The sequence below is a fragment of the Thioclava litoralis genome, assembly GCF_045278885.1.
Taxonomy (GTDB): Bacteria; Pseudomonadota; Alphaproteobacteria; order Rhodobacterales; family Rhodobacteraceae; genus Thioclava; species Thioclava litoralis.
In genome coordinates, this window is sequence record NZ_CP135443.1 from 1881432 (window position 1) to 1896046 (window position 14615).

At 59.0% G+C, this 14615-nt stretch carries 13 protein-coding genes and 1 pseudogene; 9 read left to right on the forward strand and 5 right to left on the reverse strand.

Annotation, left to right across the window (positions count from 1 at the left end; all coding sequences use genetic code 11):
- From RPE78_RS09190 to RPE78_RS09210, 5 genes are all read left to right on the forward strand, one after another.
- Positions 1-612 (forward strand): hypothetical protein, encoded by a 612-nt coding sequence (locus RPE78_RS09190; protein WP_406720374.1) that lies wholly within the window; start codon positions 1-3, stop codon positions 610-612.
- 35 nt (positions 613-647) lie between these two features.
- Positions 648-1337, forward strand: a complete 690-nt coding sequence (locus tag RPE78_RS09195) for a hypothetical protein (RefSeq protein ID WP_406720375.1) — start codon at positions 648-650, stop codon at positions 1335-1337.
- 39 nt (positions 1338-1376) lie between these two features.
- A complete protein-coding gene (locus tag RPE78_RS09200) occupies positions 1377-2144 on the forward strand; it encodes a lysozyme (RefSeq protein WP_406720376.1) in 768 nt (255 codons plus the stop codon).
- Positions 2132-2482: a hypothetical protein gene (locus RPE78_RS09205; protein WP_406720377.1), complete on the forward strand. Its 351-nt coding sequence runs from the start codon at positions 2132-2134 to the stop codon at positions 2480-2482. Before RPE78_RS09200 ends, RPE78_RS09205 begins: the two co-directional genes overlap by 13 nt.
- 226 nt (positions 2483-2708) lie before the next feature.
- Complete coding sequence (locus tag RPE78_RS09210; protein WP_406720378.1) at positions 2709-4064, forward strand: hypothetical protein; 1356 nt, start codon at positions 2709-2711, stop codon at positions 4062-4064.
- Positions 4065-4672: 608 nt separating this feature from the next.
- On the opposite strand, the gene RPE78_RS09215 is transcribed toward RPE78_RS09210, so the two are convergent.
- Positions 4673-5620 (reverse strand): O-methyltransferase, encoded by a 948-nt coding sequence (locus tag RPE78_RS09215; protein WP_406720379.1) that lies wholly within the window; start codon positions 5618-5620, stop codon positions 4673-4675.
- Positions 5617-7002: an ATP-binding protein gene (locus tag RPE78_RS09220; RefSeq protein WP_406720380.1), complete on the reverse strand. Its 1386-nt coding sequence runs from the start codon at positions 7000-7002 to the stop codon at positions 5617-5619. Before RPE78_RS09220 ends, RPE78_RS09215 begins: the two co-directional genes overlap by 4 nt.
- Positions 7003-7081: 79 nt before the next feature.
- Between RPE78_RS09220 and RPE78_RS09225 the strand changes: the two genes are divergently transcribed.
- The gene (locus tag RPE78_RS09225) at positions 7082-8245 is read left to right on the forward strand and encodes a DNA cytosine methyltransferase (RefSeq protein ID WP_406720381.1); all 1164 of its coding nucleotides are present in this window, start codon (positions 7082-7084) and stop codon (positions 8243-8245) included.
- Between the two features lie 122 nt (positions 8246-8367).
- On the opposite strand, the pseudogene RPE78_RS09230 reads toward RPE78_RS09225, so the two are convergent.
- The 3 genes and pseudogenes from RPE78_RS09230 to hemP form a co-directional block, all read right to left on the reverse strand.
- A pseudogene (locus tag RPE78_RS09230) lies at positions 8368-8606 on the reverse strand (transposase); the annotation flags it as partial.
- 513 nt (positions 8607-9119) lie between these two features.
- A complete protein-coding gene (rlmF, locus tag RPE78_RS09235; protein ID WP_406720382.1) occupies positions 9120-10025 on the reverse strand; it encodes a 23S rRNA (adenine(1618)-N(6))-methyltransferase RlmF in 906 nt (301 codons plus the stop codon).
- Positions 10026-10282: 257 nt separating this feature from the next.
- Positions 10283-10432 carry a hemin uptake protein HemP gene (gene hemP / locus RPE78_RS09240; protein WP_339109196.1) on the reverse strand — a complete coding sequence of 50 codons (150 nt, stop codon included), beginning with the start codon at positions 10430-10432 and terminating at the stop codon, positions 10283-10285.
- A gap of 334 nt (positions 10433-10766) precedes the next feature.
- Between hemP and RPE78_RS09245 the strand changes: the two genes are divergently transcribed.
- Genes RPE78_RS09245 through RPE78_RS09255 form a run of 3 tightly spaced genes read left to right on the forward strand, consistent with a single transcriptional unit; the run spans position 10767 to position 14568 of the window.
- Entirely contained in the window at positions 10767-12119 is a 1353-nt protein-coding gene (locus RPE78_RS09245) for an ATP-binding protein (protein ID WP_406721642.1), read from the forward strand.
- The gene (locus RPE78_RS09250) at positions 12119-13138 is read left to right on the forward strand and encodes a HupU protein (protein ID WP_406720383.1); all 1020 of its coding nucleotides are present in this window, start codon (positions 12119-12121) and stop codon (positions 13136-13138) included. The genes RPE78_RS09245 and RPE78_RS09250 overlap by 1 nt, the downstream gene beginning before the upstream one ends.
- Complete coding sequence (locus RPE78_RS09255; RefSeq protein WP_406720384.1) at positions 13135-14568, forward strand: nickel-dependent hydrogenase large subunit; 1434 nt, start codon at positions 13135-13137, stop codon at positions 14566-14568. Before RPE78_RS09250 ends, RPE78_RS09255 begins: the two co-directional genes overlap by 4 nt.
- Positions 14569-14615 lie beyond the last annotated feature (47 nt).

Sequence of the window (14615 nt, forward strand, 5' to 3'; positions counted from 1 at the left end):
ATGGATTACACCATCTACGCCCCCGCCAGCGGGCAGATCTTGCGGACCATGCGTCTGCCGGATGCGGCGGGAGAGCCTGCTGTTGCCGATACGGAGGCGCTGCTGGAAGGCCGCTATTCGGGGCGGACCTACTATGTCGCGGACGGTGCGCCTGTGGCGTTCCCCGAAAACCCCGACCCTGCCTATGAGTGGGATTGGGACGCGAAGGCGTGGGTTGATCCTCGCACCGATACGGAGGTCGCAGACGCTGCCAAGGAGGCCGTCCGGGTCAAGCGCAACACCGTCATGGATGGCGGCATCGTCTTTATGAACCTGCCGATGAAGACCGACGAATATTCGCGGTCGCTGGTCACGAACGAGGTGACCTATATCGGCGGCCTGAGCGATGCGCAGGTGTCGGCCTATTCGCTGAACTTCAAATTTGCGGACGGTCAGTATCAGGCGCTCGACTTCGCGGGCGTCATGGCCTTCTTCTACGCCATGCGCCAGCACGTCAGCGACTGCTTTGCCCGCGAGGCCGAGCTGGTTGCGGCCATCGATAGCGGTGGGTCGTATGACATAGATGCGGGCTGGCCCAGCAACACCGAAAACATGGTCTTGAGAGACACCTGACCCGCCCCCGAGGCGGGCTTTTTTATGAGGCGAGCATGAAAGAAACGACAAAAGCGGGCTGGTTTGCCTTTGTGCGTAATGTCGGTGCAACGGTCACGGCGGCGGGTGTCATCTGGGGGGCTATGGTTTGGACCTTGCAGCCGCGTATCGAGGGCTGGCTTTCGGGGTTTATCGCCGCCCAGATCGGGGTGACGGCGGCGGATCTGCGCGATGTCCGGACCTCCATCGAGCAGCAGCAATCCACCATCGCCACGATATCCGAGACTCAGGCGCGGGTGGCTGAGACGGTCAATAAGGTGGTCGAGCGTATCGCCAGCCTAGAGAAGGCGAAGGCACTCGATAGCAGCCCCCCGATCCGCTTTGCCAGCATCGGCAATAGCGTCAGTGCGGGCCGGATCGGTGGGCTGGTGTTTCACGAATGGCGCATGCGCAAGCTGCGCGATTGCGGCACGCCGCGTTCGCGGGCCTATTTTGTGAACGGCGGTGGGCGGGTGCATCTGTTCACCGGCAAATCGAACAGCGATGGCGATGGCTGGACGGTGCCGATGCCACTTGATGACACCTGGCAGGTGTCGCGGTTCTCGGCCCGCATCCCCGCCGATGACGGGGTGGAGCCGACGGGCGACGGGCTGGCGATGGCCTTCCTCGTCGTGGACTGGCCGGAGAAATGCCCCAACGTGCCGCCCTTGCGAAGCCCCGAAGTTCCATTCCGGATCTTGCCCTAATCCCCCGCCATTCCGGCGGTTTTTTTTATGGAGAAAACAATGAAGCTCATTCCCGACGCCAGACGTGTTCTGGTGCAGTCCTTCGCGTTCTGGTTCACCGTGATGGGCCTGCTGGTCCTATTGGTGCCCGAGGTCGTCTATGCGCTGACCGGTCTCGACATGGACCCCTATGTCAAATGGAAAATCGCTGTTGGCCTGCTGATCGCTGGCACGGCGGGGCGGCTGGTGCGCCAGACTTCGCGCGCTTGGGTGCAATGGTTGCGCATGCTGGCTGTGGCCGCGCTGATCATCATCTTCGCGGTGCAGACGACGTGGGCGGCAGCATCGTCGCGGCCTTTGGTGGCGGGGGCGCAGACCTCGGAGGTGCAGATCCTCGATCAGGCGGTGCCGTTTCTTGAGGTCTGGGAGGGCGTCGAACTGGTCGCCTATCGCGATATCGTGGGTGTCTGGACCATCTGCAGCGGCACCACGCGCGGGGTGGTGGCCGGAATGCGCAAGACGCGGGCCGAGTGTGCACAGATCCTGCGGGCCGAGGCGTTGGAATACTGGCGCGGCACGGCACGTTTCATGACCCGTGACACGCTGGCCACCCGGATCACCACATCGCGCGGGGTGGCGTGGACCAGCTTCGCGATCAACGTTGGCATTGCGTCGGCAGGTGGATCGACCGCTATGCGCCGGTTGAACGCGGGCGACATTCTCGGCAGCTGTAAGGCAATGACGTGGTGGAACCGCGCGGGGCAGCGCGTGGTGGCGGGCCTCGTAAACCGCCGCGAGAAGGGCGAATACCCGCTGTGTATCGCCTGATCGCTGTAGCCGTGACCGGCCTGCTGATCGGCGGGACGGTGCAGGGCTGGCGCATGTCTGCCCGCATCGAGGCGGCACGGGCCGAGGCCGCAGAAACCCACGCCGATGATCTGGCCGCAGCCCTCGCTCAGAGGGATGCGGCAACCGCCCGCACCAACGCCGCCAACGCCGCGCTGGCCGAGGCCGAACGCGCCCTGCTGGTTGCGCAGGGCGAACGCGACACCGCCCAAAGGAGGCTGATCGATGAACTCGAAACCGACGCTGGCCTGTCTGGCGCTGGCATCCCTGCTGACCGCCTGCAGTCAATCCAGCAGCACTGGGCCGGTGGTGGCCGATGACCCGCCGCGCCCGCAAGTCCAACTGCCCGCTGCCGCTCGTATTCCGTGCGCGTCTCCGGCGTCCCTGCTGGCGACAGGCGGGACGCTGGCTGATGACGCGGTGAGCATCACCCGCCTCGGTGACGAGCTGATCGCCTGCGATGGCCGCCGACGTGTGGCCGTTGAAACCTATGACCGTGCGCAATGACGCATACGCCAATAAACCCCTGAATAGGAGCATAATATCATGGCACGTTTCCCCTCACGTGGCGGCCCGCGCCCGCCCTTTGGCTATCCGCGTCCCATCCCGCGCCCGCCCTTTGGCTATCCGCGTCCCATCCCGCGCCCAAGTATTCCGGGGCATTTCCTCGATCCTTTGAAGGCTGATGCCATTGTGCTGATCGGGGCGAGTCTGATGGATTATGGCGACGATAGCACCGAACAGGCCGCGTATATTCAGGCCGCGTTCCGGAACCTCGGCTATCGGGGTGTCCTCGATAACCGTGCCGTGCGCGGGGACCGGATGGCCCAGACGCAGACGCGGCTGGATGATGTGGCGGTGGATTATGCCAGCACGGCGCGCCGGGCGTTTGCTATGATGCACCGCCCCGGCAATGACATCACGGCGATGCGGCCTCTGGATGACACGCAGGGGGATTTCATCCGCACCGGCCTGTCCGGCATTACCGACCGGCTGAAGCGGATTGGCTTTGGCGGGTTTGCAGCGGCCAGTGTGACGAAGCGGTTTTACACGGCAGATCCGGCGGTGCTGTATAATGACCCTGCCACTGATGTGAATGGCTCGCTGCCCTATAACGAGGCCTATGTTATCCCGTGGATCGAAAAGGAAATGCCGCGTTACGCCTCGGATGGGGTGGCCAAAATCGATGCGTATGAATGGGTGAACGAGTCGCGCTGGATTGTGACCTATGGCGACAAAACCCATCTGGTGGCATCGGTCGAGCATATCTTCCCCGAGTGGTTGCTGTACCAGCTCAAGCGTCAGCACGACAACGACGCGCGGGCTGATGTGGCGGGTAAGTCCTTTGTGTTTCGCTGTGCGGCGGGTGATGATACCGCAGCGGCGGCGGTCGATGCGGTCACCTATGGCGGGGCTGTCAATGTCATCCCGAAGTTCCGCAGCTATATCACCGATCAGACGGGGGCGGTCTGCCCGCATTTCGCGGTGGATATCATCGGCGGGTCTATCCCGTCGAACCAAGGTGGTGGCGATGCGGCGATTATCTCCGACTCACGACTGCAGGGGGCGGCGATGAATACGCATTACACCTATGCCTCTGCGGCGGAGAGCATCACGCGACAGGCTTTCGTGCAGACACGGCATATGGGCTTGCCAACTGGCGCGACCGGTCGGCTGACGCTGGCTGCGTCGCGTGCGGCCACTGGCACCGACCGGCGTGGGGATGTGGTGGTGAACGGTGCAACGGTCGGGGTGCTGGATGCAGCGACTAACGCAACATCGAACGAGCTTGCCAATATCCCCTTCGAGATTGGTGATGACGGGGTTCTGGATGTGAGAATCACGCCGAGCGCGGGGTCGAACTATGCCTATCAGACGTCGTGGGCACTGGATTTCGATTGATGCAACCGAAAGGGGAGCCGGTTGGCTCCCCGCGCTCTGCACGCATTAGGACATGTGAACCCCATCTTGTTAGCGCGGGCAGGTTAAGGGCTGGCTAATTCGTGGGGGGGTGGTTTCGGCCCATTCCTGCCATTCACGCTCTTGCGCAGCGCTGCGGCGCGGCTTCCCCAGACCAGCTGTTCGTCCATGGCGCAGTAGTTTCGCGTTTACAATCCTTCTGTTTGCGCAAGCGGTGCTTTTCACTGGGAAACGAAAGGCCGGAAGGTCCTGCAGAAGAAAGTAACTAATTAACGAGACCTCACTCCGGCCCCGTAGGGGCCTCTGATCGTTTGTCGTTCGCCGGGGGGGGGGGGCGGAACCCCGCGCCTCCGCGGCATGCTTTCGCAGGATTCGGGTCATCGTTCTGCACTCCCCTTTAACCCCCTGCGCCCGGGCGGAGGAGACTTAGCTCTCCTCCCCCAGCTCTCTCCATGGAGTGCTCCACGCACGGTCCAAAGAGGGTCATTCGTCCCCCCTCTGGAGACCCCAAGGGGCCTCCCGCCAAGCTTGACGGAAAATATGAATGGAGTACATAGAAGACGGTTCAGGCAATCAAGTACCTTTGCACGTTACACCGGCTCAAATACACCAAAGCTCGGAAGGTATCGGTAAATCTGTTGGAATGCGGACCTGTCCGCTTCTTTAAGCCAAGGGAGATCGGGCACGTGTCCCGTTGGCACAAGCCTTTCCAATTGCGATATCTCAAACGGCGTAAATTTCGGAACCTTGATAACGAAATCATTATCCGCATTCCGATAATATGAGAGCTGATCGAAGGCACAATCTTTAAAAACTTCCTCCTCGCTCCGTTTATAAACGACCCAACCCACTGTGCACATTGCCGCGCCATCTCGATAACGAAAATAACAAACCTGAGACGAAACCCTTCGATCCTCGAGAGGAAGGGTGGCATCCATTTCAATGAGGGACCTTTCAAGAGAGTTGCCTAACGCCCGCCTCCCCAGATCTGCATATCGCTTCCCCTCAAACTCCGACTGTTTCGCGCCCTCGGAGACAAGTGCTGGAAACTCTTCCCGCAACCTTTTCATTTCAGCGCTTGCACCTTTCGATTCAGTGGGGATACCACACGCGAAAGTCACTGCCAGAAATGAGCCGCTTTGCAAGCGCGAGCCAATCGTAGCTATGTCTGCGGACATGCTTGAGGAAAGACGGTCGTCGTAGTTCAGCCAGCAAACACATTTTTTATCAAAATCTAATTTTGGCAGAATTTTCGAAGTGTGGCCAAACTTCAAATCGATGCACGCGAGTGGAACATTCCTGATAAATCTCTCTTGCACACTTTCATCTGAAGCCGCTTCAATGCTGATCATATCAGATAGTCCGAGCCCCCTATGGAAAACGCGATGATCCACAAAGCCGACAGAGCCCATCCCAATATAACGATATTGATCTATGTGCTCGAAGCGCATTCTGCGCACCAGTTCGACCAGCATTAGTCTTTCGGCATGTTTCGCAGGCCTGAGCCGATAGTCGATTTTTTCGAAGCTGCCCGTCAAAGATCATCCTCCTCAACAAGGCGACTGTAAGCATACTCAAAAGACTTTATCCCCACATCCTTTGCGCTCGACACGCTCAGTGCGCTCTGCAAGGCAGCTATCTCTGGTTCTGGCTTTTTGAATGCAATATTCCGCAGAACCGGCCCCTTTTTGACCGTAGCTTTCTGGTAAGAAAACTCTTGCGGCACCGTCAGTTTTGAAATTGGCGCCATGGGCGCGCGCTCCAAGCTTCGAGACACTTCTTGGTCTTCGGGTGAGTAATCTCTTTCTCGATCAAGTTCATTCAAGAAGTCAATCACTGGCCGAGATATCTCGACAAGCCGCCGCCTCAGACGCATATATTCCGGGTGGTCAAAATCGAGATCAGTCTTAGTGGTATTCCACGGAAGGCGCTCTGGATCATTTGAATCCATGAATGCATAGCCTCTGAACCGAGTAAATTGATTGTGAAACTTCGGAACTGAAACACTTTCAGTTCCAGGCAAATCACCCCACCCCGTAGTATTCGTCTGGTCCGCTGAAATAATGCAACGACCATTGCAAAACACATACCATCCAGAAGAAGCTGGCGCAGAAACGCCAATGCCGGCATAGATGCGAGTCTTTAAGACATGCTTCCCGCCCTCATCCTCGTAAGATTTATAAAATGGCTTCAGCGTATCGCTGGCGGCAAGCTGCCATTCCGGTGAGATAATAGCTTGCCCGTTGACCCTTATGATCAAGCCACCTCTAATAAAGTGTTGTTGCGACGTTTTGATCTCATTTATGACTTTGGTCTTGAAAAAATCTGCGCTGAACAGACCCGCCACACCTTCGTATAAGCTTTCGACAGTTATTTCCGTCATCGTTTCATCTTTCGAGATCTCAGATCTCTCGTGCTCAGCTATACGAAAGTCCCAATGGGGCTCCTTAATCCAATCGGGGACATTAACTTTAATCGTATATTGATCGCGGGTCGTTTTTGTTCGTACGGAAAAATCAGCGCCCATTTTGAACAGCGCTCGCTTCATGCCCACGCCAAACTGCCCCACGGATCCGGGAGTGCCATCAAACCCTTCATCTCGTCCAAACTTGAATGCGTATTTTCTCGCGATATCCAGATCAATACCGCCGCAGTTGTCAGATATTGAAAAACGCGTCTTATCAAAATTAAGGTCGACAAAAAGACCGTCATACAACTTTTGCCCATCGAGCATAAATTCTGACCCTCTTAGCCTTTTTGCGCCATCAACGCAGTTATCGACCAAGTCGGCAATCGCATCTTCCAAGCTGAGGTCGCGAGTGATGACAGAACAGAAGAATGCCTTGGTCGGGCTGGCATCGACCGCAAGAGGATCTTCCGCTGCGCCGTCGGCTCTCAAGTGGTTCTCAGATTCGCTCATAATGGCCCTCTACAATTTTTGTTTGAGGTAATCACTTTGCTGCGTCGACTTCAATCCAGTCCCATGATAGTACAGCACCATGAAATCACAAAGAATTCAAATTGTGGACCTTTTTTGCGGTTGCTCCGGCATGGGCCTTGGCGCGCGTCGCGCTGGCCTCGATGTTGCTTTGTCCGTCGACGTAGACCCGGTGCTTACCAGCTCGCATGGTGCCAACTTCCCCGGGGAGCGTCTGGAACTGTGTGACGTTGCCCAGTTGACCGGCTCTGATTTACGGGAAAAAGCTCAGGTTACGATCGACGGTATCATCGGTGGGCCACCCTGCCAGGGGTTTAGCTCTATCGGACGATCAGATCCAGACGACCCTCGGCGCACACTGCTCAAAGACTTTTTCCGCTTGGTTTCAGAATGCGAACCATCATTTTTCGTAATGGAGAATGTGAAGGGTCTCATTGCAAAGAAGAACATTTCGGAACTTGAAAATGCATTGGATCTGGTGAGGGAAAAATACCATATCGTTGGCCCTCTGCTCCTTGATGCGAAGGACTACGGTGCGGCGACCAGCCGTCCTCGGGTCTTCGTTTTTGGATTCGTAGAAGCACTCCATGCGAAGACATTTTCGTCTGTTTTGCTTCAAAAGGTCACCGATCCGACCTCAGTGCGAGACGCCATATCCGACCTCCTCGGAGCGAAATCTGCGTCTCAACAGTGCGATAGTGACTTCGACCTCTGGCAGTTGTCATCCGAAGTGAACGTTTCCCCTTATGCAAGGCGCCTCAGGTCAAGCAACAATTTGACCACGGGTCTGACCTGTGTTCAGCACAAGGATAGCATTATTCGCCGCTTTTCGTCGGTTGCACCAGGGAAAGTAGACAAAATCGGAAGACATTTTCGTCTTTCATGGTCTGGGCAATGCCCAACCCTTCGGGCCGGCACAGGACCGGAGCGAGGATCTTATCAGTCGGTTCGCCCTCTGCATCCCAGTCTTCCGCGTGTAATTAACGTTAGGGAGGGGGCACGGCTTCAAGGATTTCCTGATTGGTTCAATTTCCACCGTACTTCTTGGCACAGCTTTCGAATGATTGGTAATAGTGTGTCGCCAATTATCTCAGAGAAGATATTTGAGGCTATCAAAGAGAGTGTAACCACTGCTTTTGAACAAATATCAGAAATTGAATGTAGGCAATTTGAGCCGATGGTTGCGGGGCGGCAGCGTATGATGGAAAGTCAGCAAGAACTTTGAAGCTGGCTGCTGCCGTTTAATAGGCCGCTGACAAACCCTGCGTGAGGGAACAGTTTCCTTCTATGCGGATGCCGGTGCGGGGCTGTAACTTTGGCAGGCAGGCTCGACGGCGCTTTCGCGCTTCAGGCCACCAGCAGTTTTGGCAGCCGAGCGAGGTTACAGGCTGCCATCGTCAGTGTGAACCTGTCCCGCGCACGGTCGACGCCGCGATACATGGCCTGTGCCATGCCGCTGTTGATCTTGGCCCAGCCGAATGGCTCTTCGATTTTCTTCCGGCACCGCTGGGATTTCTGGGCGACGGGGTGCGTCACCACCATCTGACGCAGCTCGCTCTGTCGTAGCCGCGATCCGCTGCCAAGGTCTGGCAATCGGCACCGAAAATTGAGTCCTTATCGGCGTCCAAAAATGCCCCCCTCATGCACGACGGAAGCTGGCACGATGTGGTGTTGCCACCACACGCCGCAGGATGTGGTGTTGCCACCACACGCCGCAGAAAGAGGATTCAGCTCCGATAGGGTTTGAATGGCCGCTTTGGCCAAAGCGGAACTTTGGCTTGGCGCCCGCGGAGAACGACCGCTATCCGCCCAAACCGTCGGTGGTGTTTAGGCAATGATTCGTGGGACATGCGCTTTTCAACCTATTGTTTTTATTTGGGTGGTGTTGCGTGTCTTGGTGGACATGAGCCGATTGATAATGCAGGAAAAAGCGGCGGTACCAGTAGCCCGCCGCCCGCTCCAAACTCCCCGACATCATCCTGTATCTGCAAACGGTTGCGACTGTTTCGTCCCGTGTTCAACAGGGCCGTGGGTCACATGTGCATAGCGTCATCCGGTCAGGCCGGATCGGTGGGGGCCGCAGGGCGCGTGGGGCTCCGTTACAGGCTGCGCTGTCTTTCGGGGTAGTAGGTCCAGGCAAGAAAACGGCTGGTTTTCTGCCCCTGTGCCATGTCAACGGTCCGGTATTCGGCGACCCTTGCCCGTTTCAACAGCCGGTATAGCGGATCGAGATTGTCTTTTTTCGAGACCAGACAGCTGAACCACAAACATTGCTCGGCGACATCCATGCTTTGTTCGATCATGGTCGCGATGAAGCCGATTTCGCCACCGGGGCACCACAGCTCGGCATTCTGTCCACCGAAATTGAGTTGCGTGGAAGGCGTCTTGCCAAGGTTGCGCCATTTGCGTCGGGTGCCTTTTTGCGCCTGTTCGGGCGAGGCATGGAAGGGCGGGTTGCATAAGGTGACATGGAACAGGTCATCGGGCGTGATCACCCCTTTGAAGATATCCTCGCGCCGGGGCTGGTATCTGAGCGTGATGTCAAGCGCGTTGGCGCGGCAGATATCCTGCGCCGACCGGATCGCATCGGGGTCGATATCGACGCCGGTGAAGCTCCAGCCATATTCGCTTTGACCTGTCAGCGGATAGACCAGATTCGCGCCGGTGCCGATATCCAGTGCCCTGATCTGCGGGCCGCGCGGAATGGCACGGTGGTTACTTTCTGCCAGAAGATCGGCCAGATAATGGATGTAATCGACCCGTCCGGGAATCGGTGGGCAGAGATAGCGGGCCGGAATATCCCAGAACCCGATGCCGTAATGGGTCTTCAGAAGCGCACGGTTCAGCATCCGGACAGCGGCGGCTTCCTTGAAATCTATTGTCGTCCCGCCCAGAGGATTTTTCAGGGTGAAGGCCTCAAGCTCGGGGGTCTGCGCCACCAGACGCGCAAAATCATACCCTTCCCGATGCTGGTTTCGGGGATGCAACATGGGTTTGGTCGTCACGGGAAAGCTTCCATTCAGGGGGGCGGGCGATGCGGGCAGTCTAAAGGGTCATGCGCGGCGACGGAATACCCGAACCGGATTTGGCGCCCTATGGCTTTGGGCCGGACTGGAAGGCGGGGGCGGTGGCTGCGTGTGACACAGGTGGGCGCGGCCTGTTCCGAAGCCTCCGGCCTGTGGGGCACAAAAAAGGGAGCGGCTCGTGAGGCGCTCCCTTGGGATAATGATAAAAATGAAATCTGGACCCTGCGGAATACGCTTCACTTGGTCAGGATCAGCTTGCCGGCGCGGGTGATGCGCAGCGTATAGACCTGACCGTTGAGAAGGATATTGGCCTGATTGCCGCCATTGGTCAGATCTTCTGCATCATGCGCGGGAAGGGCTTGGGTGAAGCTAGGGGAAATGGTCATCTGGTTCTCTCAATTCTGTCTAGCATGGTGTCGATTGCATTCGTGCGCGGGCTGAAGCCGTCGCACAGGGCTTGTACGAGGTCTGCGAGTGTAATCGGTGTGGTCGAGCCCGATTTTGCCTGTTTTGCAGGCCGGTGGGCGGGGCGTAGGCGCATATCCATCATCCTTTCGGCAAGCGGCTGGTCGAGATCAACTGGCATCGTGGGGCTTAATCTGAGTGAAAAAATCAGGTTTGTAAAGTCTGATTATTATAGTCAGGTATTATTTCTGCAAGATCCTGCCACAAAGCAATGCAGACAAAGCCGGCGCAAGCGATTAGGGTTGATATATGAGCATGGAACACGATCACACGCCCTATGACAGCCCTGCTGCTGCCCCGCCTCTGGCGGTAGAGGAGGCCGCTTGGGTCGATGTTTTGTCCGCGATGGACAAGACCTATGCGAATCTCGTTGATTATCAGGCGCAGCTGGAAGACCAGAATCATGCGCTTGAGGATATGCGCTCCTATCTGAACTCGATCATGTCTTCGGTGTCGGATGCATTGATCGTTGTCTCGCGTCAGGGGCGTGTGGAAGAGACCTCCAGCTCTGTGGCGCAGATGACCGGCTGTTCGGCAGGGGATCTGTCGGGGCTGGATATCCTCGATATTGTCGCCCCCTCCAGCCGCGACCACCTGATTGCGGCGCTTTCCGAATGCACCGACCGCCGCGCCACTGTGACCTGCGAGCTTAGCCTGAGCGGGCCGGAGGGGGAGATCTTGCTGGAGATGTCGATCAATGCGCGCTTTGACGAACGCGGGCGGCTGAGCGGGCATGTGCTGACAGGGCGGCCTGTGGGGGAATTGCGGCGCGCCTATTCCGAACTGGCGGCCAGCCATGACGCCTTGAAATCCGCGCAATCCCTTCTGGTGCAGAATGAAAAGCTGGCCTCGCTGGGGCGGCTTCTGGCCGGTGTCGCGCATGAGCTGAACAATCCGATCAGTTTCGTCTATGCCAATACCCATGCTATGGAGCGCTATGCGACCAAATTCGAAACCTATTTCAACGAGGTGCAAGACGGTGCTTCGCGGGAAAAGCTGATGGCTCTGCGCGAGGAATTGCGGCTGGATCGCGAGGTGCGCAACCTGCGCGAAGCCATTGCCGGTGCAAGGGACGGGGCCGAGCGGGTACGGGATATTGTCGAGGATCTGCGTCGCCTGTCCTCGGATGGTTCCGGCGAGAGCGTCGCTTTCGATCTGGTGACAGTGGCGCGGACTGCGGCACATTGGGTCGCGCGCGGGTCGGATCGGGAGGTCGCCATTGTGTTTGACGGGCTGGCTGTGCTGCAGGCGATGGGGCGCGCAGGCCATATCCAGCAGATCATCATGAATCTTGTGCAGAACGCGCTGGATGCAATGGTGGCAGAGCCTGCGCCGCATCTGACGATCACGGCATCCGAAGAGGCCGGTATGGCCCGCCTTGTGATCTGCGATAACGGGCCGGGTATTTCCGAAGAGGTGGCGCGCTCGATTTTCGATCCGTTTTTCACTACCAAGGAAGTGGGGCAGGGCACGGGGCTGGGGCTGGCCATCAGCCACCGCATTGCCACCGATCATGGCGGGCGGCTATCCTATCGGGCCAATGCGGCGGGCGGGGCCTGTTTCCTGTTGGAATTGCCACAGACTAAACAGATGGGGTCCAAGGTTTAATGAATGTTCTCTGGCTGCAATCCTCGGGCTGCGGCGGTTGTACGATGTCGCTGTTATGCGCTGAAGGGCCGATCCTGTTCGACCGGCTGGCCGATGCGGGGATCAACCTGCTCTGGCATCCTTCCCTGAGCCTCGAGACAGGGGCCGAGGCCCGCGCCCTTCTGGCACGGGTCGAGGCCGGAGAGATCGCGCTTGATGTGTTATGTGTCGAGGGCGCAATCGCGCGCGGCCCGCGCGGCACGGGGCGGTTCCAGATGCTGGGCGGCACGGGCCGGTCCATGCTGGACTGGGTCAAAAGCCTTGCCGCCAAGGCGCGCCATGTGGTGGCGGTGGGCACTTGTGCCGCCTTTGGCGGGGTAACCTCGGCGGGCGAGAATCCCTCGGATGCGTGCGGGCTGCAATATGAGGGCGCGCATAGTGGCGGCATCTTTCCCGCCAGTTTCCGTGCGGCGGGTGGTTTGCCGGTGATCAATGTGGCAGGGTGTCCGACCCATCCCGATTGGGCCAGCGAGACCCTGATGCTGCTGGCAGAAGACCGGCTGGGTGCGCAGGATCTGGATGCGCTGGCGCGACCGCTTTTCTATACCCGCCATCTTGTGCATCACGGCTGTCCGAAAAACGAGTTCTACGAATACAAGGCCTCGGCTGTGAAACTGTCCGATATCGGCTGCATGATGGAAAATCTGGGCTGTATCGGGACGCAGGCGATGGGGGATTGCAATATCCGCCCGTGGAACGGGTCGGGGTCGTGCACGCGCGGCAATTACCCCTGTATCAACTGCACCGCTCCCGAATTCGAGGAACCGCGTCACAGTTTTACCGAGACCCCGAAAATCGCGGGTATTCCGGTGGGGCTGCCCACCGATATGCCGAAAGCATGGTTCATGGCGCTGGCATCGCTGTCCAAGGCGGCCACCCCCGAGCGTCTGGCCCGGAATGCCGTGGCCGACCGTGTGGATGTGCCGCCAAGCCTGCGGGGCAAAACCGCGGGTGCGGCGCAGACGAAGGGGCGCAAATGACAAAGCTGGTGGTCGGGCCGTTCAATCGGGTCGAAGGGGATCTGGAGGTACGGCTGGAGATTGCAGGGGGCGCAGTCGCGCAGGCCCATGTGAATGCGCCGCTTTATCGCGGGTTCGAACGCATGCTGGTGGGCAAGGATCCGCGCGATGCGCTGACCATCACGCCGCGTATCTGCGGGATCTGTTCGATCAGCCAGTCGGCGGCTGCAGCGCGGGCCTTGGGGGCGGCAATGGGGCTTTCCCCCACGCCGCAAGGTGCGATGATGGCCGCGTTGATCCATGCGGTCGAGAATGTGTCCGACCATCTGACGCATTTCAATCTGTTCTTCATGCCCGATTTCACACGACCGGTCTATGCGGGACGGTCGTGGCATGGCCGCGCGCTACAGCGGTTTACCCCGATGGAGGGCTCGGCGCAGCGTGCCTGCGTCGCAGCCCGCGCGGAATTGATGCATATTCTGGGCCTGATGGCGGGGAAATGGCCGCATACTCTGGCACTCCAGCCGGGGGGAGTGACGCGGGCGCCGGGGCCAAGCGAGCGGCTGCGGATACGTTCGGTTCTGCGCGGGTTCCGGCGCTATCTGGAAGAAGTGGTCTTCGGGGCACCGCTGGAAGAGTTTGTCGCGCTGGCGGGCCTTGGGGATCTTCTGGCGTGGCGCAGTGGCGATGCCGGACTGTTTTTCGAGATCGCCGAGACGCTCGGTCTGGCCCAGCTGGGGCAGGGGGGGGACCGGTATCTGAGCTTCGGTGCCTATCCGCTGCATTCTGATGGGGGGGCGCCCGCTTATGGCTTTGCCGCCGGCATCTGGGAAGGGGAGGCGCGGCCGCTGGATTTGCGGGGGCTGGTGGAAGATCCGTCGCATGCGTGGATGCTGGGCGAGGCCAGGCATCCCGCATATGGCGAGACCCGTCCCGACGAGATGATGCGCGAGAGCGCCTATAGCTGGTGCAAGGCCCCGCGTCTGGACGGGCGCGTGTTTGAAACCGGCGCTTTGGCGCGGCAGGTCCTGGATGGCCATCCGCTGGCCCATGCGATGCGTGGGGCCGGTGTTCTGGGCCGGATCGGCGGGCGGTTGCTGGAGCTTGCACGGACCCAGATGCTGATGGAGCGCTGGGCCGAGGCGATTGATCCTGCAGCGCAGTTCATGCAGCAGGGCAAGATGCCGAGAGAGGGCGTGGGCGTCGGTCTGGTCGAGGCGGCGCGTGGGGCGCTCGGGCATTGGCTGCGCATCGAACGTGGTGTCATTGCCAGCTATCAGATCATTGCGCCGACGACATGGAATTTCAGCCCGCGCGATGCGCAGGGGGTGCCCGGTGCGCTGGAGGCGGCGCTGGTCGGGGCGCCGGTGCAGGAGGGCGAGGAGGTGCCGGTTTCGGTGCAGCATATCGTGCGCAGTTTCGACCCCTGTATGGCCTGCACCGTGCATTGAGCATCGCTAGGGGCTCTGCCCCTCTTGGGGCCTTGGCGGCCCCAATT

Bases quoted from the DNA above. Each gene is read 5' to 3' on its own strand.
- RPE78_RS09250 (WP_406720383.1), top strand. From the start codon at position 12,119: ATGAATGTTCTCTGGCTGCAATCCTCGGGCTGCGGCGGTTGTACGATG.
- RPE78_RS09255 (WP_406720384.1), top strand. From the start codon at position 13,135: ATGACAAAGCTGGTGGTCGGGCCGTTCAATCGGGTCGAAGGGGATCTG.
- hemP (WP_339109196.1), bottom strand. From the start codon at position 10,432: ATGACCATTTCCCCTAGCTTCACCCAAGCCCTTCCCGCGCATGATGCA.
- RPE78_RS09225 (WP_406720381.1), top strand. From the start codon at position 7,082: ATGAAATCACAAAGAATTCAAATTGTGGACCTTTTTTGCGGTTGCTCC.
- RPE78_RS09190 (WP_406720374.1), top strand. From the start codon at position 1: ATGGATTACACCATCTACGCCCCCGCCAGCGGGCAGATCTTGCGGACC.
- RPE78_RS09245 (WP_406721642.1), top strand. From the start codon at position 10,767: ATGGAACACGATCACACGCCCTATGACAGCCCTGCTGCTGCCCCGCCT.
- RPE78_RS09195 (WP_406720375.1), top strand. From the start codon at position 648: ATGAAAGAAACGACAAAAGCGGGCTGGTTTGCCTTTGTGCGTAATGTC.
- RPE78_RS09220 (WP_406720380.1), bottom strand. From the start codon at position 7,002: ATGAGCGAATCTGAGAACCACTTGAGAGCCGACGGCGCAGCGGAAGAT.
- RPE78_RS09200 (WP_406720376.1), top strand. From the start codon at position 1,377: ATGAAGCTCATTCCCGACGCCAGACGTGTTCTGGTGCAGTCCTTCGCG.
- RPE78_RS09210 (WP_406720378.1), top strand. From the start codon at position 2,709: ATGGCACGTTTCCCCTCACGTGGCGGCCCGCGCCCGCCCTTTGGCTAT.